22 protein-coding genes, 1 pseudogene and 1 other annotated feature are annotated in these 26,690 nt (G+C 48.6%); of the genes and pseudogenes, 3 read left to right on the top strand and 20 right to left on the bottom strand.

All coding sequences use genetic code 11. From position 1 onward, the window contains the following. Nucleotides 1–30: 30 nt before the first annotated feature. Nucleotides 31–2,658 (bottom strand): KAP family P-loop NTPase fold protein, encoded by a 2,628-nt coding sequence (locus JI735_RS24445; RefSeq protein WP_233476514.1) that lies wholly within the window; start codon nucleotides 2,656–2,658, stop codon nucleotides 31–33. Nucleotides 2,659–2,875: 217 nt separating this feature from the next. Further along, nucleotides 2,876–4,009, bottom strand: a complete 1,134-nt coding sequence (locus JI735_RS24440; protein WP_051052057.1) for a copper amine oxidase N-terminal domain-containing protein — start codon at nucleotides 4,007–4,009, stop codon at nucleotides 2,876–2,878. 130 nt (nucleotides 4,010–4,139) lie between these two features. Between JI735_RS24440 and JI735_RS24435 the strand changes: the two genes are divergently transcribed. After that, entirely contained in the window at nucleotides 4,140–4,721 is a 582-nt protein-coding gene (locus tag JI735_RS24435; RefSeq protein ID WP_039837323.1) for a GNAT family N-acetyltransferase, read from the top strand. Here JI735_RS24435 and JI735_RS24430 read toward each other — a convergent pair whose 3' ends face one another. The 7 genes from JI735_RS24430 to JI735_RS24400 form a co-directional block, all read right to left on the bottom strand. Next, nucleotides 4,722–6,008, bottom strand: a complete 1,287-nt coding sequence (locus JI735_RS24430) for a sensor histidine kinase (protein WP_051052058.1) — start codon at nucleotides 6,006–6,008, stop codon at nucleotides 4,722–4,724. Then, nucleotides 5,995–6,675, bottom strand: a complete 681-nt coding sequence (locus tag JI735_RS24425; protein ID WP_039837326.1) for a response regulator transcription factor — start codon at nucleotides 6,673–6,675, stop codon at nucleotides 5,995–5,997. Before JI735_RS24425 ends, JI735_RS24430 begins: the two co-directional genes overlap by 14 nt. A 64-nt stretch (nucleotides 6,676–6,739) precedes the next feature. Continuing rightward, nucleotides 6,740–7,516: an ABC transporter ATP-binding protein gene (locus tag JI735_RS24420; RefSeq protein ID WP_202676530.1), complete on the bottom strand. Its 777-nt coding sequence runs from the start codon at nucleotides 7,514–7,516 to the stop codon at nucleotides 6,740–6,742. 76 nt (nucleotides 7,517–7,592) lie between these two features. Further along, the gene (locus JI735_RS24415) at nucleotides 7,593–9,944 is read right to left on the bottom strand and encodes an ABC transporter permease (protein ID WP_039837328.1); all 2,352 of its coding nucleotides are present in this window, start codon (nucleotides 9,942–9,944) and stop codon (nucleotides 7,593–7,595) included. 986 nt (nucleotides 9,945–10,930) lie between these two features. After that, a complete protein-coding gene (locus JI735_RS24410) occupies nucleotides 10,931–12,103 on the bottom strand; it encodes an alanyl-tRNA editing protein (protein WP_039837334.1) in 1,173 nt (390 codons plus the stop codon). Between the two features lie 2 nt (nucleotides 12,104–12,105). Next, a complete protein-coding gene (locus JI735_RS24405; protein ID WP_202676528.1) occupies nucleotides 12,106–12,546 on the bottom strand; it encodes a GNAT family N-acetyltransferase in 441 nt (146 codons plus the stop codon). A gap of 22 nt (nucleotides 12,547–12,568) precedes the next feature. Then, nucleotides 12,569–13,333, bottom strand: coding sequence for a TSUP family transporter (locus JI735_RS24400; protein WP_039837336.1), 765 nt, complete (start codon nucleotides 13,331–13,333; stop codon nucleotides 12,569–12,571). Between the two features lie 210 nt (nucleotides 13,334–13,543). On the opposite strand from JI735_RS24400, the gene JI735_RS24395 reads away from it, so the two are divergent. Continuing rightward, the gene (locus tag JI735_RS24395; RefSeq protein ID WP_202676527.1) at nucleotides 13,544–15,016 is read left to right on the top strand and encodes an amidase family protein; all 1,473 of its coding nucleotides are present in this window, start codon (nucleotides 13,544–13,546) and stop codon (nucleotides 15,014–15,016) included. A 171-nt stretch (nucleotides 15,017–15,187) separates the two neighbouring features. Here the strand turns inward: JI735_RS24395 and JI735_RS37500 are convergent. The 11 genes and pseudogenes from JI735_RS37500 to JI735_RS24340 form a co-directional block, all read right to left on the bottom strand. Then, nucleotides 15,188–15,472, bottom strand: a pseudogene (locus tag JI735_RS37500) (NUDIX domain-containing protein); the annotation flags it as partial. A gap of 248 nt (nucleotides 15,473–15,720) precedes the next feature. After that, nucleotides 15,721–16,155, bottom strand: coding sequence for an IS200/IS605 family transposase (gene tnpA, locus JI735_RS24385; RefSeq protein ID WP_202677603.1), 435 nt, complete (start codon nucleotides 16,153–16,155; stop codon nucleotides 15,721–15,723). A gap of 230 nt (nucleotides 16,156–16,385) precedes the next feature. Next, nucleotides 16,386–16,565 carry a hypothetical protein gene (locus JI735_RS24380; protein WP_020431278.1) on the bottom strand — a complete coding sequence of 60 codons (180 nt, stop codon included), beginning with the start codon at nucleotides 16,563–16,565 and terminating at the stop codon, nucleotides 16,386–16,388. Nucleotides 16,566–16,826: 261 nt separating this feature from the next. Further along, on the bottom strand, nucleotides 16,827–17,546 hold the full coding sequence (locus tag JI735_RS24375; protein ID WP_020426248.1) for a YebC/PmpR family DNA-binding transcriptional regulator: 720 nt from the start codon (nucleotides 17,544–17,546) through the stop codon (nucleotides 16,827–16,829). A gap of 93 nt (nucleotides 17,547–17,639) precedes the next feature. Continuing rightward, nucleotides 17,640–19,193: a lysine--tRNA ligase gene (gene lysS / locus JI735_RS24370; RefSeq protein ID WP_039837798.1), complete on the bottom strand. Its 1,554-nt coding sequence runs from the start codon at nucleotides 19,191–19,193 to the stop codon at nucleotides 17,640–17,642. Between the two features lie 65 nt (nucleotides 19,194–19,258). Beyond that, nucleotides 19,259–19,522 (bottom strand) — a binding site (T-box leader). A 94-nt stretch (nucleotides 19,523–19,616) separates the two neighbouring features. Next, entirely contained in the window at nucleotides 19,617–20,714 is a 1,098-nt protein-coding gene (locus tag JI735_RS24365) for a Gfo/Idh/MocA family protein (RefSeq protein WP_039837799.1), read from the bottom strand. A gap of 12 nt (nucleotides 20,715–20,726) precedes the next feature. Further along, entirely contained in the window at nucleotides 20,727–21,674 is a 948-nt protein-coding gene (locus JI735_RS24360; RefSeq protein WP_051052104.1) for an AraC family transcriptional regulator, read from the bottom strand. Nucleotide 21,675: 1 nt separating this feature from the next. Beyond that, nucleotides 21,676–22,680 (bottom strand): Gfo/Idh/MocA family protein, encoded by a 1,005-nt coding sequence (locus JI735_RS24355; RefSeq protein WP_039837800.1) that lies wholly within the window; start codon nucleotides 22,678–22,680, stop codon nucleotides 21,676–21,678. A 127-nt stretch (nucleotides 22,681–22,807) separates the two neighbouring features. Beyond that, nucleotides 22,808–23,923 (bottom strand): 5-methyltetrahydropteroyltriglutamate--homocysteine S-methyltransferase, encoded by a 1,116-nt coding sequence (locus tag JI735_RS24350; RefSeq protein ID WP_039837801.1) that lies wholly within the window; start codon nucleotides 23,921–23,923, stop codon nucleotides 22,808–22,810. Nucleotides 23,924–23,938: 15 nt separating this feature from the next. Further along, nucleotides 23,939–24,871 carry a LysR family transcriptional regulator gene (locus tag JI735_RS24345; protein ID WP_039837802.1) on the bottom strand — a complete coding sequence of 311 codons (933 nt, stop codon included), beginning with the start codon at nucleotides 24,869–24,871 and terminating at the stop codon, nucleotides 23,939–23,941. Between the two features lie 158 nt (nucleotides 24,872–25,029). Continuing rightward, nucleotides 25,030–26,148: a phosphodiester glycosidase family protein gene (locus JI735_RS24340; RefSeq protein WP_039837803.1), complete on the bottom strand. Its 1,119-nt coding sequence runs from the start codon at nucleotides 26,146–26,148 to the stop codon at nucleotides 25,030–25,032. Between the two features lie 179 nt (nucleotides 26,149–26,327). Here JI735_RS24340 and JI735_RS36270 point away from each other — a divergent pair, with 179 nt between their 5' ends. After that, nucleotides 26,328–26,597, top strand: a complete 270-nt coding sequence (locus JI735_RS36270; RefSeq protein WP_233476042.1) for a hypothetical protein — start codon at nucleotides 26,328–26,330, stop codon at nucleotides 26,595–26,597. Nucleotides 26,598–26,690: the final 93 nt, after the last annotated feature.

The following is a 26,690-nucleotide window of genomic DNA, read 5'->3' as shown; positions in this document are numbered from 1 at the left end:
GGGCTGCTTCAGTCTTATAAGCCTCCCGTTCTAATGATCTATCTGGTTTTCCTGAATATGATTTTGTAATTGTATTTGAGTGTGCAAACTGCGGATGTCCCTAATTCGCTCAGAATCTCCAAATTCGCATAGGTCTTCAATTGCTTGTGAAAAACTATATTCTGGTGTCCCATTGTTATTATAGATATCAGTCAACTCCTTTATAGCATAATCATACACAGTGTTATCCATATAATTAAGAATAATCAGGTAAGGATCACTATCCTTCTTGAACTCCTCATTCATCATTTTGCGTGAAGTGATAGGCTCCATTTTCCCCAATTCTTCTCTTATGACAAATATGGGTACATATTGAAGAACGGTTATATAAGAATTTAATAAGACCTTATCCTCGTAAGGCTGGTCAATCATGAGAAACCTTATAGTTGCACCAACGCCATATTCCATAGACCATGCCTTCAATATCTTACGTTTTTGGTGTTCCTCTGCAGTATCCGACCAAGCCGTAAAAATCCGCTCAATATCCTCTTCATGATGCTCCATTAAAACCGGATAGCTGAAATGTACAGATAAATAGTTTTTTATCTGCTGTTTCAATCCTTCTCCGCCAACCTTCTGATCATAAATCATACCCAGCAAGGACAGATTTGTTTCGTTGTCATTAAACAGGATTTTGAGAGCAGACTGTTCTTCAGAGCTTCCATACAAACGGGCAAACAGCGATATAATCGTTTTCCGTTCATAGCTGTATGAATATGATCTCTCTTTGTTATACTCTTTATTGAATGTTGTAAGTAAATATGCAAACAGCAACAGGCTCCTTCCGTCTGTAGACAAATCTATTTTCTCTCCCAGTTTCTTGTGAAATTCATGTGGAGAGGTTTTGTTTACTAAATAGGACTGCTGTTTTTCAGCCTCCAAAAACCCTTGTTCCAGCGCTAAATAGAAAGAATCCATATCCGCTTCGGATAATTTCTGATACGGCATAGAGTACATGAAATAAGTCCAAAAGTGTTCAGGTGTACCGATTCTCTTTTGTATGATCCACTCCGTTTTGATTTCTTTATAATTTATGGATGGAAACATTTTTTTTAGAGGCGCAACATAGGGAGCATAGGCAGCTTTTAATTTATCCATCAATTCTGTCCGCATCTTATCCTCCTTTAGCTTACCAAGGAAAAAATCGCTGTGCTTGAGAATGAATTCGAACAAACCGGGTTTTGACACTTTAATCAACAGTAAACTAAGCAGATCCAATGGAAACACATCTCTATGCAGCAACGGCAAATACAACCGGTAAAGATTACTTAAGCGCTGCAAATTACGCGGAGAAATTTCCATCTGCATTAGAATATCTTTGACTTGTATCGGGGTAACAAGTATTTCCTCAGCTTTAAGAATGGGCTCGAGCATTTCCCACCCCAGGTTGGCCAGAAGCACGGGATCACAAGCAGGTATGTAGAGCGGAATTTGAATGAATTTTTCCAGATATTCTTTCCCTACATCCCTGACGAAGTCTTTGGAATACATCTGTGCCAGTGAATTTGTAACGATCTCCTCATCCATAGCAATTATATAAGTGGTCTTCGGGAAATCAGCGATCATCCGCACGAGCTTGAACACCATTTGAATCTCCTTATTGTCCAGCCGGTCCAGATCATCGATAAAAACGATAAGCTTGATATCAGCGAGCTTGAGCCGTTCTACAATTTGCTTCCGCATATCTTCGGCATCCATATATTCTTTGCTGAATTCGGTATTAACAGGTAAATCCTTGAAGTTAATGATTAATCCTGGCGGACGCAGACTGATTGGGGTCAGGAATTTCCGGTAAGCTTTCAGATCGCGGATCAGCCCGGCATCATAGGCTCTGGAATGCTCTTTAATAGAATCTATGAGCTTATTTAAAAATTCGGGTATCAGATTCATATAATCCTTACCGAAAAACCAGGGCTGGAAACGGACAATAACCGGCTTGCTCTTACTTTTGTCAAATTCCCTTTCCATCAGGTCAAAAATTGAGGTTTTTCCTGAACCCCATGGTCCGTATAAACCAATGGTTAATGCGCCTTCATTTGTTTTTGCCGTATGCTTTTCAATTGTTGCGGCAACGTGTCCGGCAAACACTTCCCTGTTCAGCGCATCCCGCCCCTCTTTACCCAGAGAGGATTCTGTTCTGAAATTCAGTTCATGCTGGGTACTGCTATTATTATCATCCACTTTACGCCGGAATTTTCTGTAGATTGTAAAGAGCAGCGCTATCCCTAATAGAACTAATACAGATAAACAGATTATAAATGTTATCTCATAAAGATCCGAAAATAAGGGTCCTGACCAGTCTTGATTCCGGTCATTACTTTGATGATCAATGACTACTGCTGCAGCAACGCCATTCATGAGCAGAAAAAAACGGTCCTGCAGCGGATTTTTAATGCCTGAACCTGCTCCCCGAAATCCTCCCAAGCCCCTCCAGCATATGGCTAAGGCTGCTAATATATAAGCTAATATTATCAGCTGTTTTTCATAACCTATGTAATCCTGGCTGAACACAGAGGCAGCATAAATTCTAAGTATCAATAAAACAATATATGCAATCACAACGCAAAACATTGGGGGCAGCAGTTTTCCCCACAACCATTTGATTTGACTATACACCACTTTCAAGCGCGTACCACCCTTTTAAAAAATATAGTTTTTCATTATGCCAAACCCGTTATCTAATTATAGTTTATCTAAAAGCTAACCTCTGATGCTGAAATATGTATTTTTTGTGCGGAATTTGTTCGAAGGCAAAACGCCGGCCACAAATAAGGACTCTAATCCAGGCTAAGCTTGGATCAGAGTCCTATAAGGTGCAGCATGTGCAATTAAGATATTATTTGTTTATCGTATAAACCACCTGATGCACTTTTCCATCCATCATACCTGTATAGTTGAAGGTCAGCACATTTCCTTCGCGTTTCTTTAACACTAGCATTTTGGTCACCACAAACGGGTCATTTCCATCTGCCGTGTCCCAGTCCTTGCGGTCAGCCGAGCTAATCAGCTTTTCGCTTAAATTCGTGGTTTCCCCTGAGCGGGTATTGACCGCAAACAGCTCGGTATGCTCCAGATTACGGACAAGCGCGATATCTTCAGCCGCATACTCAACCGTAAAGTCACCTGATCTTCCTGTACTCTTCTCCAGTTCAAACAGCTTGCCAAGACTGCCGTCGGCATTAATATACTGCACGTTTTTGCCGTCTGTCATATACAGCTGTTTTGTCGGGATCTCCGCAGCATGCGGATAGGAGACAATGATGTAATGATAGTCCATTTGCTTCAGAATTGTACCGTTGCGGATTAGAGCCTGGTAGCCATTGCTGAAGTCATTGAACATAGCATAGTGTTTGTCTATCAAAAGCAGCAAATCGCTGCCGTTCCCCGCATTTTTGATCTGTAACCAGAGAGAGTAAGGCGTTTCGCCCAGTGGAAAGGTCCCTATGGATTCCGGCTTGCTCCCTGCTGAAGCGCTCAGGAAGATTTCTCCGCTTTTTTGAGATACCCAATAAATTCTGCTCTGGATGGCAGCCGAAGTAAACCGCGGTTCATCCACAAGCATGATGTTGCCGCTGCTCTTGTCCGTCCAGGTTTTGCCGCCCAGGATACTGACTGAAGATACCAAGGGGACGTACACTTTCCCTTTGAGAATGTTCGGGGCTTTGGCGAGGGTTACGAGTGAATCATTTGTTTTCACCTTCTTGGATTTGGCTGTAAAGGTCACTTCGCGTCCCGGACGCACCAGCTGAGCGGTTGCAGTCTTCTGATTCCAGGAGAGTGCATAGCCCATCGAATCAGCCAGTTCCTTCAACGGAACCCATGTCGCACCTTCCACAATGATCTGACTGCTGCCCATCACGGTATGCTTGTCGTTTAATACAATTCCGTTTTCCCTGGCATGTACTGTCCCGGCGCTTAAGGCAAACCAAATTGCAGCAAAAACGGCCAGTGATTGCTTCCATTTTTTCATTCGCAGAGTCTCCTTTAAATTGTCCTAAGGAATTGGACGCTTTGTACTGGGAAAAGTTGCAAAACCGGAGCCTGTCTTGATTTTACTTCGTTAGATCCGCTCTGCTATGATGATCGTGGAGGCGACATACATGACACTTGAATTCAAGACTTACGATAAGTGGGATGACGCGCTGTGGGCCGCGATGGAGCCGCTCTACCGGGAAGCTTTCCCGCACGGCGCCAAACCGGTGGGCATTCTGCATGCCATGCTGGATAAACAAATCGCCTGGCTGCATACCGGATACCAGGACGGAAAACTCGCGGCCATGGCCGTTACAGGGCTCAGCGGACCCGCAGGGGAACGGATGCTAATTATCGACTATATGGCTGTAGATGCCGGGCTGCGCGGCCAGGGCCTGGGCAGACAGTTTCTGGAGCTGATCCGCGACTGGGCGGTGCAGAAGCATGACATTCAGGCGGTTCTGATTGAAGTCGAAGCAGGTCATACGCAAGAAGATGCGGCACGGGTCTATTTTTGGGAACACTGCGGTTTCAGGGCCACGGAGTATGTGCATCAATACGTCTGGATTCCCGAGCCTTACCGGGCCATGGTGATGCCGCTCACCCGGGATGTTGCCATTACGGATGATGGACAAGCTTTGTTCCGCCGCATTACTGATTTTCATAGGAAATCTTTCCGGAAGAGCGGGGACCACAACAATGACGGGTAATCAGTACCTCAACACCAGCACGAACTTCATACCCTGCTTAACAGGTTCAGCGTAAATATCTCCGTCCATCTTATGCAGCAGCTGCTTGCAGATATACAGCCCCAGGCCGTTCCCTTTTTTGCCTTCTGCATTCGATCCGCGCCAAAAGCTGGTGAATATATAAGGCAGTTCCGCCGCCGACAACGGGTTGCCGGTATTCTCAACCACTATGAGTTGGCGCATATCCTCCTCCTGGAAGGAGAGGCGGATCTGGCCGCCGTCCCCGTACTTGATCGCATTTTCGATGAGGTTATCCATAACCTCCAGCAGTTTATCCGGGTCTCCAAACAGCAGCTTATCCGGATAGGCATCAATGGTCCAATCAATTTTCAGCAATTCGAGCCGTTCCTTATGGGAAAGCAGCAGCCGCTTGAGCCATTCTCCCAAGTAAAACTCCCTGTTCTTAATTTCGATATTCTGAAGCGATGATACAGAGGCCGTAATGATGTCTCCGATCAGCGTTTCAATATGCTCAGCCTTCTGGCCAATTAGTACAGCACAGGCCTTACGTTTATCGTCGCTGTCATAAATGTCTCTGGTCAGTGCACTGGAATACAGCTTAATGGCAGCTACGGGTGTTTTCAGCTCATGTGAAAGCGAGGCTACGAGTGTCTGCCTGTCTTTTTCCAGACTCATATTGATCTGCTTTTGCGATTCCAGGGTCTCCCTAAGCAGATCCAGACCCCAGATGAATTTGCCGAAAAAACGGCTTCGGCTTTCCTTTAGGCCGGTGTTCAGCTGTCCTTTGGATAAGGCATAAGGCAGCTCTTCAATGATATGGAACGGCTTAAGGATCTGCAGCTTCACATAGAGCAGCAGAGCAACAAGCCCTGCCAAAACCAGCAGAAGAATGCTATCCATGACGAGAATGATTGAAGTTGTATCTTTTACAGGCAGGTAGGAAAAACGCAGATACCCAGACAGCTTCCGCCCTTCATGGACAGGGAGAATCATGAATTCTTCCCTGCTGTCCACCCCTGAACCTTCAAAAAACTGTTCAATTTGCTCCGGTACAGCTTCAACGCCTATCCAGTCAAGAGTGTGGACTGCGCCGGATTGGCCTGTATTCAGCACAATATCACCCGGCGCTGCACCTGCTCTTATCTGATGGAGGATACGGTTTATCTCCACCCGGTATTTCCGGTCTGTCTGCGAATGGCCAAGCTGGACGGCATAAGCGGTGCAGGCTGCGATCAAAGCAAAACCTATGATCACAACCCAGAGAATCAAGGCATTAAACCGCCTCATATTTATAGCCTACCCCCCAGATGGTGACAATGCGTTGCGGCTCCTTTGGGTTTTTCTCAATTTTTTCGCGCAATTTATTGATATGTACGGTTAGAGTCGAAGGCTCGCTGAAGCTGTCTGCACCCCACACCTTGTCAAACAGCCAGTCTTTGCGCAGCACCTTGTCCTTGTTATTCACCAGCAGAACGAGCAGCTCATATTCCTTGGAGGTGACACTTAGCGGTTGGTCCTTCTTATAGACCTGCATAGAAGCGCGGTTAATGATAATATCGCCATCAACCAGCAGTTGTTTATCGTCATTCATGTCATAGCTGCGGCGCAGAAGTGCCTTGACCTTGGCGGTTAGCAGATTGACCGAAAAGGGCTTCTCCAGATAGTCATCCGCGCCCAGCTCCAGGCCAATAATCTTGTTATCGTCTCCATGCCGGGCGCTCATGATCAGAATGGGCAGGTTGTGCTGCTCTCTCACCAGCCTGCAAATTGCGAGTCCATCCAGTTCGGGCAGCATAATATCTAGCAGGAGCAATTTTGCCGTATGCTCAGCCAGATACTTCATCCCCTTTTCACCACTGTCTGTCGTGAACACAGAGTATCCCTCCACCTGAAGGAAGTCCCTGATGAGTCCGGCAAGCTCCATATTATCTTCGATGATCAGAACATCGGTCATATTAATCTCCTCCCAGCCAAATGTCGCCTGTCCTACAGCTGAGGTACTGAGCGTTGCGGCTGTCTTACCAGCCCATCTCCATCAGCCATTTCGTCAAGCTCTGTTCCCGTTCTTTCAATCCCTGTCCTTCAGAATATTTCCCTAAAATATGTTGCCCCTGGATTGTACCGTCCACCATGTAGAGCACTTTGTCACTCTGGGCAGCGACTTTCATGTCATGGGTGACCATCATAATTGTTGTTCCCTCCCGGTTAATCCGGCACAGCTCAGCAAGTACCTCTTGGGCAGCTTTGGAATTCAGGGCGCCTGTAGGCTCATCGGCAAATAACATGATGGGATCATTGATCAGTGCCCGGCAGATGCAGGCTCTTTGCAGCTGTCCGCCCGATACCTCTGTGATATCATGGCCTGCCGTTTCAATAATGCCGAGCTTCCGCATGAGCTTGTCAGCCTGCTGGTTAACGTCACTGCGGCTGCGTGAATTTCCATTTCTTTTTAAGGCTTCATAACCCGATAGAATAATATTATCATATACCGACAGGTTGCCAAGCATATGCATTTGCTGAAAAATAAACCCCATCTTGCGCAGCCGCAGATCAGATACCTCCTTCTCCGATAGCCCTGACAGACTCTTTTGGTCAAAAACCACCTCTCCCGCTGTTAGACGGTCCATTCCGCTTACCGTATACAAAAGTGTTGATTTGCCCGAGCCCGATGGTCCCATGACCGATACGAATTCTCCTTCGTGGAGAGTTAAGTTTACATTTCTAAGTACATTATTCTGGCTTTTATTAACGATATAAGTCTTGCATAAGTTTGTTGCCTCTAAAACTGCGATCATATTAATAAGCCTCCCTGTATGTTTGCTGTGGATACTCTCCCGTAGTTGTCCTGCTCCATCCTAACCCATTCCTAATTCATTCCTGATTCATATTCCAGACTTGAACTCTCTTAATTTGACCACAGCTTGAATATACTGCCGCCACTACTACCAGCAGGATCAAAAGCGGATATAAGAGGTAGACTTGGAGCGGCACAATATTGAAGCTCATCCGGGTCAGACCGAACATACGGAAGATGATACCAATCAGCCTTTCTCCCAAAATATTGGCCGTCAGCACGCCGATAATGATGGAGCCAACCAGCAAAATTGAAATACGCAGAATCTGCCACAGCCGGATCTTTCCATTTTTGAAGCCGAGGCTCTTCATCACGGCAATGCCCCGTACTTCCTTGGCAATGAGCAGTCTAACGAACAAGCTGGTAATGAAAAAAGTAATCAAACAGACAATAACCGTAAGTAGGGTCATAATGCTTTGGAGCTGGCCCATGAATCCGCCTGTAGTATGCTCCAGCAGATCGGCTGCACTTTTGAGATCGAGAGCACTGAACTGCTGTTTCATATTTGAGAGTATCTCTGCCTTATCCTTTTCAGGTGCGTTGATATTACCAGCAAATTGATAAGCAGCTGCATGAAGTGGAATGTACTCGTCTCCCAACCGCACCATGTAGCCTTCATTGGTAATGGTCTGAAATAATCCGGTGATCAGAAAGGTATCCCGTTTACCGTCAATCTCAAAAAGGATTGAATCTCCGATGCGCTTACCAAATCTGTCAGCCATAATACTGGTGATCGCGATTTCATTTGCCAGTTTCGGGGCGGTCCCGTCCAGATACTGAAAGACTGCAGCCGGTTCGCTTTTCATGGCGGTGATCCGCATGTTGTCCTCACCATGATCTGATATATATTTCGTGTTGATAGAATAGTCCACCGATAGCGTGACAGGGAAGCTGTGATCGCGGAATTCCCGGGTTACTCTGGCCAGCTCGCTCTGAATCTCCGATACCTTTTTGTCTACTACTTCGCTCTTGGAATAAAAGTCAGCCTGAACTGTACCAAAATAACCAATGAACTTTGGAGTTATAACCGTATTCATAAGATTAATCGGAATAATAATGATCGCTGTGCTCAAAACAAATGTAAGAATCAGTGCCGAATAGCTCTTCATCCGGTTCAGTACATCGCTCAGTGCCAGAAACAACGCCGGAGGCAACAGCTTGCTGCGATGCAGATGGATTTTCCGCGAAGCCTTGAAGCGTTCGCCCGTATGCCCCTGCCGGATTGCATCAATAGCCGAGGCTTTATTAATCTTGCGCATACAGAGCGTACAAAACAACAGAGTGATAGCGACGATAGCGATCGTGCTGAATACGGAGACCACTACAGCGGCGCTGCCGCCGGGTACGATGACATACTGTGAGATTCTGCGGGACATCAGTTCTGAAAGCGGGATACTGAATCCCCATCCAACAGCGCCTCCTGCCAGGGATAGCCCTAAATATTTCATGAGATACAGCCGTTTGATCACTGAGTTCCGCAAGCCTATCGCCTTCATCACTCCGATTTCTTTGTAATTATCCTGCAGCGTCGAAACAATGGTGAACCTCAAGGTCAGAAAGGCGATGAAAATCAGAAACAGGCTGATCACAAACATCATTGCGGAAATAATCTGATCAGGCATGTAGGATTTCTTCACTAGTTCCTTCTCAATCCCAAAATTCAACGGGATATCCTGCTGGGAAAAAGCCTTGGCCAGTGCTGCGCCTTCACCTTTTGAAGATCCCACTAAGCTCCATAGTGTAGTTAATGACTCTGGCGGCAGTCCATTCTGAAGATCTGTAAAGTCCTGAGAAGAGATCAGCAGGCGTTTGAGGCCAAACAGGTCAGAGCCCATAAAGGCATCCTTAAATATCTTGGCGATGGTAAACGTATGTGAGTTTCCCCCTACCTGAACATTCAACAGATCCCCAAGCTTAAGTCCGGTGGCATTCATGATGCTGATGGGCAAGCCGATTTCTCCATTCTGCAAACTGAACAGTGCATCATTTTCACCGTATACAAGATTCACATCTTCAGGAACAGTTGACAATACCAGTCCGATATTGCCGGATATACTTTTTCGGTTACTGGGCACAGTAATGTCCTTGGACAATACCCCGATGTGCAGCTGTGCGTAATAGGAAGCGACCCTTTTTTCACACTCAGCCCATGCACGAAGACTTCGGTTGTTCTCGTCTGTGTTGGCGGTTATGATGTTGTAGTCCGCTACCTTACTCTTGCTGATGAAGCTGTCAATGGCTGTCGTTGTGGAGTACATCAGATTGGTGCTGCTCGCCACCAGAGTCGAGGCCAGGATCATAAGCACCAGCAACACGATATTCATTGTTTTTTTGCGCTTCAGGTCTTTTTTTAAGATTTTTAGAAACACAGGTTTAGTTCCCCTTTCTGTTTGCTCTACCGCGATTATAAAAGGGAAGTTATTAAATAATCCTTAAGCGGGAGAAATAAACGGTTTGCCTCGCCGGCTGGAAGCTAGCATTCGTAATCTGGTAAAGTGGAAAAGTGCAAGGTTCGGGTCCGGTAGTCTCAAGCTAAATCCGGGCTTTCGGCTGTTAGGGCATACAAGGAACCGGGGACGTGCAGTCTTTCTGCTTGCGCTGGAAAACAACCTGCCGGTGTCGAAAGCTGCTACGGGTGAAACGGAGTTCTAACACCGACGCAATCTTACATACAAATCCTCAAGGTGCTGCATTTGCTAATCAGAACAGCAATATTAAGCGACGCGCAAGAATAAGTAAGGCTGTCAGGTGAGCAGGGTTATGCAGCGGAAGCCTCCCAGATGGCTGAGAGGCTTCGTTATCTCACTGGACATAGTGAGAGTATTGTATATGAGGTAGATGCTGGCGGTCCGCTCGCATTCTATTGCAGTTTCTGCAGCAGATGACTCATAAATCGGTCAAAAACATCAATCTATTGCATTCTGTACATTAGAATTCCCTGGAGAAGCTACTTTTGACTACAAGTCCTTAAATCAGTTGCACAAAATACAGCAGAATTCGATTTGAGGCAAAATAATCAGCATTCTATTGCACGAAGTGCAGTCAAGCCCAAAATCCGCTATTGTGATCCGCAATGAAGGCTGCTGATTCCAAATCCAATATAACTATATAGAGTGAACTTAAGATATTTACATTAGGGACTTCGTCGGGACTACGGAGAATGTTTGGACTTCCGGCCGCTGTTGTCTGCAGATTTCTTGATTTGTACCGCTGTTCGCTGTGGAAATCCGCAGACAAAGGCGGACGCATTCGCTCCTACAGTTCCAAACTTCCCCTCCATCCCTTTTCCCTTTTGTTCGTTTTTCAAGTTCACTCTATATAGCGTTGTTTTTCTATACGAATGCTATAGCAAATGCTATAAATTTACTTTTGCAAACTCATAGAACTTCAAAACCTCGTCCCATGCCGGGAACCCGGCTTGAGCCATTTTATCGCTGCCGCCGCCTTTTCCCTGGAATTCACCCAGGTGGGCTTTGAAAAAAGCTCCGCAGGACAACCCGGCACTGCCGTTGCAAGCCAGGACCGCTTTGTTCTCCATTGCGGTCAGCAGCAGTACGGGGAGCTCAGTGTTTGCAGTCAGCTTGGCCGCCAGACTCTGCAAATCCTTAAGTGATTTGTCCTCGAAGATGTGTGCAACTACTCTTGCTTCGGGCTCAAGCCCGGACAACAGTTCTTTTGCCATATAGATGTCGTTCTGTTCTCTGAGTACAGCCAGCTCAGCCTGAAGCTGCTTCTGCTCGGCTTCCCACTTTCCGATCCGGTCCATAATTTCATCTTTGCCTGTGTTGAACTTAGCAGAAAGGGCGCTGAGGATGCGTTGATTATCGTTGGCTTCATGCAATGCCCACCCGCCGCATTTGAAGGTGATCCGGATGTTGCCCTTCTGCTTCTCCGCTCTCAGCAGCTTGATCATCCCGATGGCTCCGGTAGATGATACATGCGTCCCGCCGCAGGCGTTATGCTCCACTCCCTCAATCTCAACAATGCGGATATTCTCCGTAACCTTGGGCAGCTTCACCAGTGGCAGGCTGGCCATTTCCTCAGGGGTGACAAAATAGCTCACGATATTCCGGTCCAGCACCACTTGCCGGTTGACCTCCTGCTCAGCCGCCGCCAGCTGATCCGGTGTCAGCTCCTGGAGTTCAAGGTCGATGGTCGCATAATCATTGCCCAGATGAAAGCTTAAGGTCATGGCCTGAAACAGCTCGCGGAATACCGCTGACAGCAGATGTTGGCCGCTGTGCTGCTGCATATGATCAAACCGGCGTTTCCAGTCAAGCTGGCAGCTAACTTGGCTTCCATCCGGCAGACTCTCAACCTTGTGCAGCACCACGTTATCTTCAAGGATGACGTCCAGCACGGGGATTCCGCCAATGGTTCCGGCATCACAAGGCTGTCCGCCCCCGTGCGGATAGAATGCGGTTTCCTCCAGAATCAGGTACAGTCCATCCTCGCGTTCTACCACTTGGCTTACGGATGTATGCCAATCCTTTAAATAAGCCGACTCGTAATACAGCTTTTTTGTCATAATCAGGGTTCCTTTCTGTTTCTGTCTCCGGCGGAGCCGAAGTGCTTCTCCATGATGATGTATTCTTTACCGCCCTTAGTGAAGGCCGTACCGGGTACTTCAGCCAATCCGAATTTTTTATAAAAAGCGGCCTTATAGCTTCTCGCATTGCAATAAATCCGGTTGACTCCCGTCCGCTCCGCTTCATCCAGCACATGCTGCAGCAGCCGGCTTCCATAGCCCTGGCCCTGCTGCTCTGTCCGGGTAGCAAATTTGCGGAACTGTGCTTCTTTTCCATCGATGAACAAGGAGACTGCGGATACCAGCCGCTCCCCGTCGAACAACCCGTAATGCACGCCATCATCGTCATCGTCAAGCTTCACATAATCAAGTTCCCGCTCAGGCCACATGACTTCATGCCTCAGCTGCCAGACGGCTTCCTTATGTACTTTTTGGATCTCCATATTATCAACTCCACTGCTGGTCTTAGTGCATCGTATCCCATATTTGCTTCCCGATCAAGATTACGGTAACTGCGATGAACAGCGGGCGGATATAACTGGCTCCTTTGCGGATGGCGATTCTCGATCCGACTATTGCACCAATTACCATGGGGATGCCTAGAAGCAGTCCATAGTACAGGCTAACCGAACCTACAGCGGCAAACGTCAGCAGACTTGCAATATTGCTGGCGAAATTAAGCACCTTGGCATTGCCTGCGGCGGTGACAAATTCAAAACCCAGCATGAGAAAAGCGAAGATCAGGAACGAGCCGGTACCCGGGCCGAAGAATCCATCGTAAAAACCTATCAACAGTGCAATACCCATGCCAATTAGCAGCGTTTTTCTGCTGTCAGCGGAGAACGTTGAAACGTCACCCCATGATTTTTTGAATAGGGTATAGACCGTTATTACAATCAGCATCACGATCACAAGCGGCTTCAGAAACTCCGAAGGCACCTGACGGACCGTCAGCGAGCCACCCACCGCTCCAACGATAGAAAACGGAACTAAATATTTGACCAGTCCGAAATTAATTTTCCCGGAACGTACAAAAGACGCCGTACTGGTGAACGAGCACAACGTCCCGGCCAATTTATTGCTGCCAAGCAGCAGCGGGAGCGGAATTCCGGACGACAGCAGCGCGGGTATGGCAATCAGCCCACCGCCTCCGACAACAGAATCGATCACCCCGGCCAAAAAACCGCAAATCACCAAAATCGTAATCATTGCTATACTGCCATGTTCCATATTGCGCAAAGCCTCCTGCATGGATGTCAAAAACGTTCAAACAAACTCCAGCATACACAATTTCAAGGGTGGGCACCAGAGAATTCTTGGATGATAGTTTGCAGTAATAGTCGATTATAATCAATAAATCCCACCAAAAAATTCATTATCGTGATACATTCAAAGGAACTTGCACTATTTTTAAAAGATACTGAATTTAGGAGGTTGTGTATGCGAAATTATTATAAATTTGCGAATCTGAATTTGGACGAGGCAAATATCTTCGATTTACAAGAGGCCATGGAACAGGGGAACCTGACTTCAAGAGATCTGGTATTTTATTATTTAACCCGAATTGCTGAATACGATCAGGATGGTCCGCACATCAATGCCGTCATGGAGATTAATCCTGATGCAATTTTTCTGGCGGAAGCCCTTGATCTGGAACGGAAGTATGGAGGCAGACGCGGATTACTTCACGGTGTTCCCATACTTTTAAAGGATAATATCGGTACCCATGACAAAATGCACACCAGTGCCGGTGCCTTGGCATTGGCACAGCATATAAGCCCGGAGGATGCTTTTGTAGTGCGGAAATTAAGGCAAGCGGGGGCCATCATCCTAGGCAAGACGAATATGACAGAATGGGCTAACGGTATTTCGTCCAGTATGTGGGCGGGCTATAGTTCAAGGGGCGGGCAGGTTGCCCACCCTTACGGGGAATTTTTTGTCGGCGGGTCAAGCACCGGATCTGCAGCTGCAGCCGCTATGAATTTTGCAGCCGCAGCGGTAGGAACAGAAACTTCGGCTTCCATTCTGAGTCCGGCAGTCCAAATGTCCGTTGTCGGGATCAAGCCTACTGTGGGCTTAATCAGCCGCACGGGAATAATCCCTTTTTCATACTCACAGGATACAGCAGGCCCGCTAGCCAGAACTGTGTCCGATGCAGCAATACTTCTTGGAGTGCTTGCAGGAAGAGATGAAAACGATCCCGCAACTTGGAGGTATGAAGGATCTGACGGGGGACAGGATTATACCGGATGTTTGAACGTTGAAGGCTTACGCGGAGCGAGAATCGGAATCTACTGTGACGTGCCTGAGCATGTGCTGTCTTCCGGTGAGATTGATGAATTCCTGTTTGATCAGGCTGTTTCCGATCTGACTAAAGCTGGGGCACAGGTTGTAAAGCCTATAGAAATCCCCTCATTCCATGGCCCGTGGAAGTACAACAAAATAAATATGGAATTCAAGCATGGAATTCAAAATTTTCTGCATAACCTCCCTGCTCATATGCCCATACACTCATTATCAGAGTTAATCCATTGGAATCAAAATCATAAGGAACAAGCGCTTCGGTACGGCCAGGATATCCTGGAGTATAGAGAAGGCCTGGCCGATCTTTTGAATGACAGGAAATATATTCAGGAGTCGATCTTGGATTTGCACCTTGCCCAGCGGGAAGGCATTGACTATGCTATTGACCGCTACCAGTTGGATGCGATTATGTTCCCTGCTTACATCGGTGCAGACTTGTCGGCCAAAGCGGGTTATCCCTCGATTGCTGTTCCGGCAGGATACATGGAGAACGGAAGGCCCTTCGGAGTCACTTTTGCCGGTAAGGCGTTCAGCGAACCTGCTCTGATTGCGATAGCGTATTCTTTTGAGCAGCACACCAAACACCGTAAACAACCTGTATTCGATTAATGGAACTATTCTTATTCCCAGCCATGACTTGAAAACCAGACGCCTTCCCGGTAACGTTCCAAAGCCTGCTTCACAAAAGGGATCATGTTCCCGGGAAGCTGATCTATGGGGATCTATGGGGAACCATCGCAAATCATCACATTTATCCGGTTCGGCATTTACAATCTCACCCTGCCACCGGTTAGCAGTGAAGAAAAAATCAACCCGTTCATCATCAGTTGTCTTGATATGCATAACTCCGAGCATCTTGAGATCCTTGAGATGAACAGCAGCACCGCATTCCTCCTGCAGTTCACGGGCTGCTGCTTCATCCAACTGTTCTCCACCATCCAGCCGTCCTGAAGGAAGACCGTAAAAACCATCATCGTGGCCTGTATTGCAGCGTCTCAGCAGCAAGATTTGCTGGTCTGAGATCAAAACTGTATGTACAACACTTAATAAACGGAACTCCGGCATAATCCCACTACCTTCCTGTTATCACATCATAAGAACATTTGTTTCTATAATACCACATCCAAATCGAACCTCCCTTCATTCATGTGAAAATTTCCGGAAATCATAACCACCCGTCCAACGGGTGGTTTGCTCTGAGGCTATAAGCCTCTGGTGCCGGCTAGCGTCTAAAGGCGCTGGCTTTCACTTCGTTCAAGCCACTATGCCTTTGCCTCTTTTGCCTACCCCTGAAGGGGTGCTTGGACTACCAGCTACCCCTTAAAGGGGTTTTCATACTCTTTCACACTCAGCTTATCCAGTGCAATATCGTGACTTTCCTGCTCCTGGATATACTTTTTAATCGTTGCTTCATTGAGACCTACCGTGCTTACATAGTACCCTTCTGCCCAAAAATGGCGATTCCCGTACTTATACTTCAAGTTTGCATGCTTATCGAAGATCATGAGCGCACTTTTCCCTTTCAGATATCCCATAAAACTCGAGACGCTCATTTTTGGTGGAATACTCACCAACATATGAATATGATCGGGCATGAGGTGTCCTTCGATAATCTCTACTCCTTTGTAGCCACAGAGTTGCTTTAGGATATCTCGGATACTTTCTTTGTATTGATTGTAGATCACCTTTCGTCTATACTTTGGGGTGAATACGATAGGGTACTTGCACATCCACTTGGGTTGTGCCATGCCTTCTCTGGCTTGTGCCACAAAAACCACCTTCTCCTTTCGTTAGACATAGTAGCTTGAACAACTCTATTATAACGAATGAGTTTAGGTGATTTTTTGCTATAAGCCTGGACTACTCCACCCGCATAGCAGGTGGTTTTTTGTTTCGCACGCTTCGCGTACTCAACGGGCTGAAGCCCCTAATAAAAAAAGCGGCAGGAGCTTCTCCTGCCACTCGTATATCCATAAACTCACTTATAAGTATTCTGCTCATTTTTCTTGTACGTGGTTTTGTCATCCCGCAGCGATTCTTTACGGATGTCGAGCTTCTTCTGTTCCATTTGCTGTGCTTCCTGACTGGTTACTGCAACCCGGTCCAGTTCCTCGACCGTGTTGATCAAATTCTTGTCCGGTTTGGTGTGATTCTCCACTGTATAGCCTCCTAAAAAAGTTTTTGAGCTAATGTCCCGATGTTTCCGCTCTGAAAAAAACTGCATCGGAAGCATAAGCTGATGTGATAAGTCACTTCAGCTTATTGTGGCAATTCATGGAGAAGATTATGCATCCTGCGCAGCAGTCCGGATAAACCGGGTAACAAGGATCAATGTGTTCACCAAAAAGCCGGATAAGCAGATCGCAGATCCGCCTGTCCGGCTTTCGCTTGAAGCAATTCTATTTTATAGACCGCAATACTATTCTTCCGAATCTACGTTATGATATACCTGCTGCACATCGTCCAGTTCTTCCAGAGCGTCGATCAGCTTCTCGAACTGCGCTTCGGCATCTTCTGGTAGAGTCACATAGTTCTGCGGAAGCATGGTCAGCTCAGCCACTGTGAAATCAGTTATTCCGGCACTCCGGAAAACCTCTTGAACCGCATGGAACTGGTCAGGCTCAGCATAGACGATGACTGCTTCGTCCTCTTCCAGCACATCGCGTACATCGACATCCGCTTCAATCAGCAATTCCATCACTTCGTCCGCCGTTTTGCCTTCCAGCCCGATAACAGCTGTTGGCTCGAACATATAGGTTACTGAACCGCTGACACCCATGTTGCCGCCGTTCTTGCTGAATGCGGACCGCACCAGAGGGGCGGTACGGTTGACGTTATTGGTCAAGGCATCGATGATGATCATCGAACCGCTAGGACCGAAGCCTTCATAGCGCAGTTCCACGTAGTTTTCGTCGCCGCTGCCTTTGGCTTTGTCGAGCGCCCGGTCGATAATGGCTTTCGGCACATTGTACGTTTTGGCGCGCTCCAGCACGACCTTCAGCGCACGGTTTGACTCCGGGTCCGGTTCACCCTTCTTCGCTGCCACATAAATTTCCACACCGAATTTGGCGTATACCTTACTTGTATTGGCATCCTTGGATGCCTTCTTTTCTTTAATATTATTCCACTTACGACCCATATTGTTCCCGCTCACTTTCCAACATTAATTATAAACAGTCTTGTATATTATACCTCTGTTCGATATATCCCGTAAAGGGCAGTCCCGGTCCCGCTAAAAATCCAGCAGCGCCAGCAGCTTCTCCATCCCGACCGCCTGAATCAGCACAGGGATCCGCGGCCCTGTCTCCTGGCCTAGCACCAGCCGATAGATTAATGTGAACAGACGTTTTTGATTGTTCTTCATGCTTTGTTTATCCTCGTCATAACAAATAGCGTATATCGCCTTCATCAGCGGCTCATCTTCCATTCCCCCGGTTCTCAGCAGCCTGCAAAAGGCAGCCAGCCATTCTTGCTCATGAGCCTCCAATGTGTCATACAGCTTGTTATCACGGCGGGTGTTCACAGTAACCAGCTTTTGCGGCATCCAGTGTCTGATCCAGTACTCTGCCCGCTCCGCTGTCTGCTCCAGTCTCTGGACATCTACTTCTTCCCCGTTTCGTGTCATGATCTCCAGCAGCAATTTTGAATCAAAATGAATCAAAGGCAGCAAGCCTGCAATGGGCCCAAAGCCGGGCGCTTTTTCGTCCAGCGGATGAATCAGGGACAACTCCAATGCCGCGCGGATATCATCCGTAAGTGTATGGGAGCCGTAAGCCTTCCGGTAGCGTTCAAATTCCGTATAGTTGCGCAGCACATCTTCATCCATGCCGATATGAAACGCTGCACCCGGCTGGTATTTGGCGAACAGAAACAGAATATTTTCCGGCGCATAGACCTTCAGCAGATCATCGGGTGTGTAATTGTTCCCGGAGGAACTGGACATTTTGGCAAAGCTTCCTTTGATTCTAATGAATTCATAGGGCTCATACATGGGAGGCGCACTTCCAAAAATCCGCTCCGAGATAACCGAAGCTACATTGTAACTGCCTGTTTCCGACGAATGGTCACGGCCTCCCGGCTCGAACAGCACCTGCTCCAGATTCCAGCGCATCGGCCAGTCGATTTTCCATTGCAGCTTGATATTATCCGCCTCGGGAACAGACAGACTGCTATGATAACCGCATGCACAGCTATAGGACAAGAGCTCTTTGTCTTCATCAAAAGAATGCACCGTGGTCGAGTCCTTGCCACAATCTCCGCAATACACACTCACAGGATAGAATGCGGCTCTGTCCGCTTCGCTGGCTTCACCCGTCTTGAACGACATCAGGATATCATAGATTTCGCCTCTGCTGCGCAGCGCATGAAGAATTCCGGGTGCGTACCGGCGGGACTGATACTCCTTGCTCTGATAAATAAATTCCGGCCTGATCCCAAAAGCCTGAAGCGCCTCTTCAAATTCCTGCTCGAAATGCTCGGCATAGGAGTTGTGACAGCCGTAAGGACAAGGAACCTGCGTATAGGGTCTGCCAATATACTGCTCAAAGCTTGGATCTACATGAAGCGGAACCTTGCGGAACCGGTCAAAGTCATCCCATGAAAAAATAAACCGCACCTGTTTGCCGGCTTTTTCGAGCGCCCTGCTTACAAAATAAGTCGTCACAATCTCCCGGAAATTCCCTATATGAATGTGGCCTGACGGACTAATCCCCGATGCGCATACGAATGTCTGCTGCTCCGGATGGCTTTCGATGAGCCGGTTCGCTATTTTTTCGGACCAATGCATGAACAATCACCTCAACAGTTAATGTAAAAAGCAAACAAAAAAGCCCTCATCCGCAAGATTGTCATCTTGAGGACGAGAGCTGTAATCAGCGCCGTGGTACCACCTCTGTTCACGGACCTGTCACCATGCCCGCCTCTTCGGGTACGGCCATTACGCTTATACCCTATCTCTGTAACGGGAGATCCCGTCATAGCATCCTTGGGCACAGGGCCCAATTCCGTATGAAGCTCGGAGACTTTTTTCGTCAGGCGCACCGCTGCTCCGTTTCACCCTTCCGAAGCTCTCTGTGAACGATGCCGCCTGATTACTCTTCTCTTCATCGCTGAAGTGTTATGCTTTTTCAATATAGACACTATAACAAAATCACAATAAAAAGTCATTATCCAAATAAATATTGCCTGGATTTCCCCTTAATCATCTACATTATCTGCTGTCCTGTTCATTCAGATAAATGGCCTTGCCCGTACGCGAGGATTCATAGAGGGCTTCTAAAATCCGGGAAACCACGTAGGCCTGTTCAGGCGTCACCACCGGTTCTTTGTCCTGGTCAATCGCCTCAATCCACTGGCGCATTTCGGTATCCGGTGCGCTTTCCTGTCTGCCTTCGTAGAAGGCCACTCCGCCCGCACTAAGCTCAATCTCGTTCGTATATAAACGGCCCAGCTTCTCGCCATTAATGCGCAGTCCTTGTTTCATGTCGGCTCCCGCTTCCGTTCCGCTCAGGCTGCATTTGGCCTCATCGACATCCAGCGAATTCAGCGCCCAGCTGGACTCCAGCATAATAGTGGCGCCATTCTCCATGACAATCATCCCGAAGGCCGAATCCTCCACCGAAAATTGCTTCGGGTCCCACGGTCCCCAGGCATTGGCTGCATTCTCTCTCCGTGAAAGCTCGTGGTGGGTGGTGCCGAGAACCACCTTGGGCTGATAGTTGTCCATCATCCACAGGGTCAAATCCAGCGCATGGGTGCCGATATCAATCAACGGTCCGCCGCCCTGCTTCTCCTCATCCAGGAACACTCCCCAAGTTGGTACAGCTCTGCGGCGGATGGCATGGGCCTTGGCAAAATAAATGGAGCCAAGCTCCCCGGCTTCGCACAGCTGCTTAAGATACAAGCTGTCCTCCCTGAAACGGTTGTTGTAGCCGATCGTCAGTTTTTTGCCGGTCCGTTTGGCGGCTTCAAGCATTGCTTTGGCTTCCGCCGCTGTTTTGGCCATCGGTTTTTCGCACATTACATGCTTGCCGGCCTCCAAGGCGGCAATTGAAATTTCCGCATGGGAGATGTTAGGGGTAAGCACATGGACTATATCAAGCGAACCATCTTTTAATAACTCTGTGTATCGGGTATATACTTTTGCCTCTGCGCTTCCATACTTCTGCCGGGCCTCTTCCGCCCGCTCTTCAATAATGTCACAAAAAGCGGCCAGCTCTACATTCTGAAGCTTGCTCAGGCTGGGAAGATGCTTGCCGTTAGCAATACCGCCACAACCGATAATACCTATCCGATACGTTGTACTCATATTAAGTCACCCTCACTTTGAATTGGATTGCTGTCTGAGCGCGCGGAACGCTGCGGGCGTCATGCCCAGACGTTTGCGGAACACAGCATGCAGATAATTGGCATTGGTAAATCCCGAATCTTGGGCGATCTGCTCAATGGAGGATAAATTCTCTTCCAATGCACGGCATACTGCCTGCAGGCGGATTTCCTCAAGAATCCGGCTAAACGGCCGTTCCGGCTGAACCTGTTTGAAGATCCGCTGCAGCTGTCTGCTGCTGATATGGAGCTTTTCCGCCACATTGTCCAGGGTTACAGGGATTTTATGATTGGCTTCCATATACTGGACCGCATATTCGTATCTGTACGCTGCCATATTCCGCACTGGTGCTTCTGCACGGTTGTCCCCGCTGTCATACGCCCTGATGGTCTTCAACAAGATGCTGATCACCAGTTGTTTAATAGAAGTGTAATATCCGAGCAGTTTCCCGTCACATGCTTCATAGGCTTCCAAAAAGCAGTACATCGCCCGATGATAATCATGCGCCGGAACCACAGGCAAAGCCCGCAGCTTGACCATAGTCTCCTCGGCTTCGGCGGCTTCCCAGGGGTCAACGCCTTCCCTTTCTTTGGCTGTAATATCCACATGCAGGCACAGTTCGTCCATAGCTTCCCCGGCATCCGCTTCCTGGTAGTGGATCACACCCGGCCCGGTCAGATAGAGCATGCCTTCCGAAAGAGAATATTGCTGCCCGCTGAGAATGACCTTTCCCCGCCCGCGCGGGATGAAATGAAATTCAAACTCCGCATGCTTGTGGAAATCTATAACTTTGCCTGCCGGAAAAGAGGTCAAGTGGAAGCGGAGCACCTTGATCTCGTAATGCCCCCATTCGATGCATATATCGAGACGTTCCAGCATATCCTGCTTCTCAAACATTTTTTCAAATGAACACCGGCTCCATACGGCACCTTCCCGGATCATCCTAATCTATCAGCGCTTTCAAAAGTATCGTACGGCCTTCCCTGGCCGCAAGGTTCGCCGCTTCCATAAGCCTTGTCAGTTCTAAGGCTGCCTGTACATTGTCCTCGGCAAAAGTATTCGCTTGGATATGAGCCACCCATTGCCGGAATGCGCTTTCTTCGGGGGCTGGCAGAGGCCATTCGGTCCATTCCTGATAGACCTCTCCTGCCGCCTTCGTGCGAATCAGCAGCTTCTGGTCCGGTGTCCCGTACAGCAGCGTCCCTTCCGTGCCATGCACTTCGATTGCAAAAGGTGAATGGCTGTTGACGAAGCCCGCTTCAACGACGCCGATCGCTCCGGAATCCGTAGAAAGGGTCGTAACGGCATTATCTTCCACTTCCTTGCCGGTGACATAACCAAAGCTTGCGCTAACCCCGGTCACCGCTTGGCCCAGGAAGAGTCTGGTGAGGTACATCGGATGGCACCCTAGATCAATCAAAGCTCCCCCCTGGCAGTCCTCCAGATTATAAAAATGGGCCGGCAGCCAGCCGGCAATCGCTCCGTCATGCGACAAGCGCACTCTGACGTAAGTAACGGTGCCAAGCAGGCCCTGACGGAGAACCTCTTGAATCGCTAAGGTGTACCCGTCATACAGACGAGGCAAAGAAACGGTCAAGGTTACCCCCTGCTTGGAGACCTCGGAGAGAATGGCGTTGGCTTCTTTCAGAGTCGCGGCAATCACTTTTTCTGTAAAAATGTGTTTTCCGGCTTTGGCGGCAGCGGTCAGCACCTCCGTGTGCATACGGGTGGGCGCATCCACAATAACGCCGTCTATATCATCCTCCGCAAGCAGATCGGCCAGTGATGCATAAAAAGGAACGTTCAACTGCTCGGCAGCCGCCTGCCCCCGTACGGGATCTTCATCCCACACGGCAGCGATCACGGTATCCTCATGTTCCTGGACCTGCTTGATATAATCCCAGGCGTGCACATGCCATAAGCTTAATACACCGATTCTAAGCGTCACTGCTTATACCTCCAATATATAATATTCTGACATCTGCATTTAAAATAGCACATAAAAAGCGTATTTTTAATAGAAATATGCGACATTAATTATATGGAATTACGCCATTCTTCAGATCAGGATGATTTCACACCCACACTTCATCCGCCGTCTCAATAATCAGCCGCAGCTTATCCCACTGCTCTTCCTCTGTGAGCATGTTGCCTTCCTCGGTCGATGCGAAGCCGCATTGGGCGCTGAGGCATAACTGGTCGATCGGTACAATCTGTGCCGCTTCTTCTATACGGGCGATGATCTGCTCTTTGCTCTCCAGACCGCCGTGTTTCGTAGTTACCAACCCCAAGACGACCTGCTGGTCCCGGATGAAGCGCAGCGGAGCGAAGTCGCCGGAACGCTCATTATCGTATTCGAGGAAAAAGGCATCCACTTCAGCCTGGCCGAACAGGACTTCGGCAACAGGTTCATACCCTCCGGCAGCGAACCAGGTGGAGCGGAAATTGCCGCGGCAGACATGCAGAGCAATGGTCATATCCGCTGGCCGTCCGGCGATACTCTCGTTGATCAGCCGAACATAATCCTGCGCCAGCTGGTCGGGATCGATGCCACGGCTGCGCAGATGCGCCCGGTGTCTGCCGCTGCACAGGGTGCCCCAGGTGGTATCATCCAGCTGCAGATAACGGCAGCCTGCCTCGTAGAAGGCCCGGATGGCGTCTTGGTAGACCTGGATAATATCGCGGAACAATGCCTCCCGGTCAGGGTAGATCTCATTTCCGTTATAGCTTTCCACGAAGTGGAATAGCGCCGGGGATGGAATGGTCATTTTGGCGAGCGTGTCCCCGGCCATCTGCTGCAGCTCTACAAACTGGCTAACCATGGGATGATCGCCGAAGGCGATTTTGCCGACAATCCGGAAGCTTTCTGCCCGCTGCACCGCTTCTTTGGCGCTTCTGCCTTGATCCAGACTGATCTTCTGCGTACCGGCAACCCCGAGAAAAAAATCCAGATGCCACCAGGACCGCCGGAACTCGCCGTCTGTGACAGCCTTCAGACCCAGCGCCTTCTCCTGTTCCAGCAGCTTGGAGATCTCCGCATTCTCGATTTCATGCAGCTGCCCGTCTGTAATTTCACCCTGAAGATGCAGGCTGCGTGCGGCTTTTAATGCTTCTGTGCGGAGGAAGCTGCCGACAATGTCGTAGCGGAAGGGCGGAGTATTTCGTTTGGAGCCGTGAACTGGACTAATCATACGTTCCTCCTGCGGTTAGAGTAAAAAAGATTTGAGGTCAAAATTATTTCTGGTGACCAGGTCGTTCAGAATATCGATATAGGCGGACATCATCTCGCCGGGCTTGCGGTCCTTATGAGCGATCCAGCCGACGGTGAACATTTCAGGACTGTCAAAAGGGATCGTCACCAGCCCGTCACCGTTCAGCTCAGCATCCATAATTCCCGTACCTACCGTATAGGAATCACTGCCCAGCAACAGATGGGTCAGCGTGGCCCGGTCTGTCACCTGGATATTTTTCTCAATCTGGGTGAAGCTGAGCATCTCTTCGGAGAAATGCAGGGAGTTATTCTCGCCTTGTTCAAAGGTAATGTAAGGGTATGAGAGAATATCCTCCAGCGTAATCAATTCCTTGCCGGCAAGCATATGGCCTGCCCGCACGTACACATGCGGATTGGTGTTGAAGAGCGGAGTGAATTTCAGGTTCCCGTCGCTGAACAGCTTGTTCATCACCTTATAATTGCCCTCATTAATGTAGAGAATCCCCAGATCACTGCGGAGCGTCCGCACATCCTCGATAATCTCATAGGTCTGCGTCTCTCTCAGACTGAAGTTGTATTCCGTCACCTTGTTCTCTTTCATCAGCTTGACAAAAGCATCCACGACAAAAGGATAATGCTGGGTAGACACGGAAAAATAAATCGGGCTGCGCTTCTTCCCGGTGTACCGGTTCTCCATAAATTCGGTCTGTTCGATAATCTGCCGGGCATACCCCAGAAATTCCACCCCTTCGGCAGAAATGCTGATGCCCCGGTTGTTCCGTTCAAAAATCGTAATCCCCAGCTCATTCTCCAGCTCCTTGATGGCATTGGAGAGGCTTGGCTGGGAGACAAAAAGCCTTTTGGCCGCTTCATTCATCGAGCCGCTGTTCGCAATCTCAATGGCATAGCGGAGCTGCTGCAATGTCAAACCTGTTCCCCCTTTTGCAAGAACTGTTGTTGCTGAACCTTCTCTTCCCGCTTAAAACAGATACCGTTCCCCGGAAGGAACGGCACCTCAGTTTCTGCTTATAGTAGCATAGATTCATAGTTCCATCCATGCCGGATGTATGAAAAGTCTGCGGGTACTTATTGGCTGCGCTTTTTACCTGCATCGATCTTGGACGGGTCGAGCCCTTCCCAAATGTTCCTGATCTTTGCCTGTTCCGGATGCTCGAACACCAGGAAGGCGGTGGGCAAATAGCGCTCGCCATATTGCGAGGACGGTTTGTTCACAATCTCATTGTCCTTTACCAGAACCGTAGATGAACCGCCGTCGAGGTTAGCGGCAATAACAGCTCCGTGCTTCAGCATAATCTGCTGCACATCATATAGGTTCGCGCCAATGCTGTATCCGGGCTGTCTGCCGTCAATGACCACGAACAGCAGTGCGCCGTCGGCACGTTGCCCCATCGCGGTCCGGGGCGCAATCCCCCAGCCTTCTGCGGCATTCTTGATCAGCCCTTTGCCATTGACAATGATCCGGGGCTGAAAGGTCACTGCCTCCTGTACCCCCATCTTGCTCAGCTCATCCAGCGTATAATTTCCGGCGATCATCTTCCCCTGCTTGTCCAAGCCAACAATTTGTGTAGACTTTTTGCCGCCGAGGCCGTTATAGAACAGCTTGCCCTGCGAAATGACCAGGCCAATCGGCTTGAAGCCGTTGCCCTTCCAGTTGGGATCGGCGAACCCTCCGCCGTTCACGCCGGCAATTGCACCTGTGCGGGCCACCATACTGGTCACCTTTTCGCCTGAGCCGATCTTGTTCGGCACACCCAGGCGGACCTTGGTCGGATCGTTAACCGTCATAACATATCCGGTGTAGCCGCTGCCTGACACCTTTTCTACCTCAACCAGCGGTTTATTTTGTTCTTCGGCTGCAGGTTCTTTAATCACGTGGGTGTCCTTCTCGTCTCCCATATGCTCAAACCGCTGATTGTATGCCGTGACACGTTCCTTCAGTTCTTCTTCGCCAATAATATATTTCGCCATATAGCGGTGCTGGGTGGTTATTAGCGTATCTGCAATCAGATAACGGGTGTTCTGGGCGGACGGGGCAAAATACAGCCAGCCCCCGGCGGCCAAAAGCAAAAAAATGCCGAATAAAAAGACTCTGAAGAGTGTACGGAAGAAGCTTTTTTTCTTGCGTTTACGCACGGGTTTCTTCTTGCGGACCGTAGAGCGTTGCGGTAATGATGAAGAGTTCACTGCTTGATTTCCTCCCTGTTACTGCCTGATAATGGAAATGGGCATAAGCTCATATACCCCATCATAGACGATATTGCGGGATTAAAGGTTTCAGTTTGTTTAACTGTTGGTGAATACTATCCATTGAAAAGCGGATGCCACAGGTTCTGGGGCGGCGGATACGGGGCGGCGGATACGGGGTGGCGGATTTGATCGCATCTGCTATCTGGTACGGTGTGATAGAATTAATAATCATCGGAAAGGCGGCAGTGATTGCAACGCTTGTGATGATCTCAGCAGCGACTACGCCGACCAATATCCCGGCGATGGCCGCTAAAAGCTTCCAACCATTATTCTTCATCCATTTTATTAGATGCGATTTAAACGGGTCAAACACCATTTTCACATTGTTGGCACAAAGCTTCGTGCCGTCGGCGTTTTTCCGCCAAGGCTTTGCTCCGCTAGTATGAAGTACCGAGCTTATTTTGGGAAGAGGGATTACATCTGGGGAGGGAATTTTGATAGAGTTTTACTTATAATCGTTGTTGGTCAGGATCTGTACT

This window comes from Paenibacillus sonchi (assembly GCF_016772475.1).
Lineage (GTDB): Bacteria > Bacillota > Bacilli > Paenibacillales > Paenibacillaceae > Paenibacillus_AQ > Paenibacillus_AQ sonchi.
Note: the sequence above shows the minus strand (reverse complement) of the source record. Positions and strands in the feature narration are given on the sequence as shown.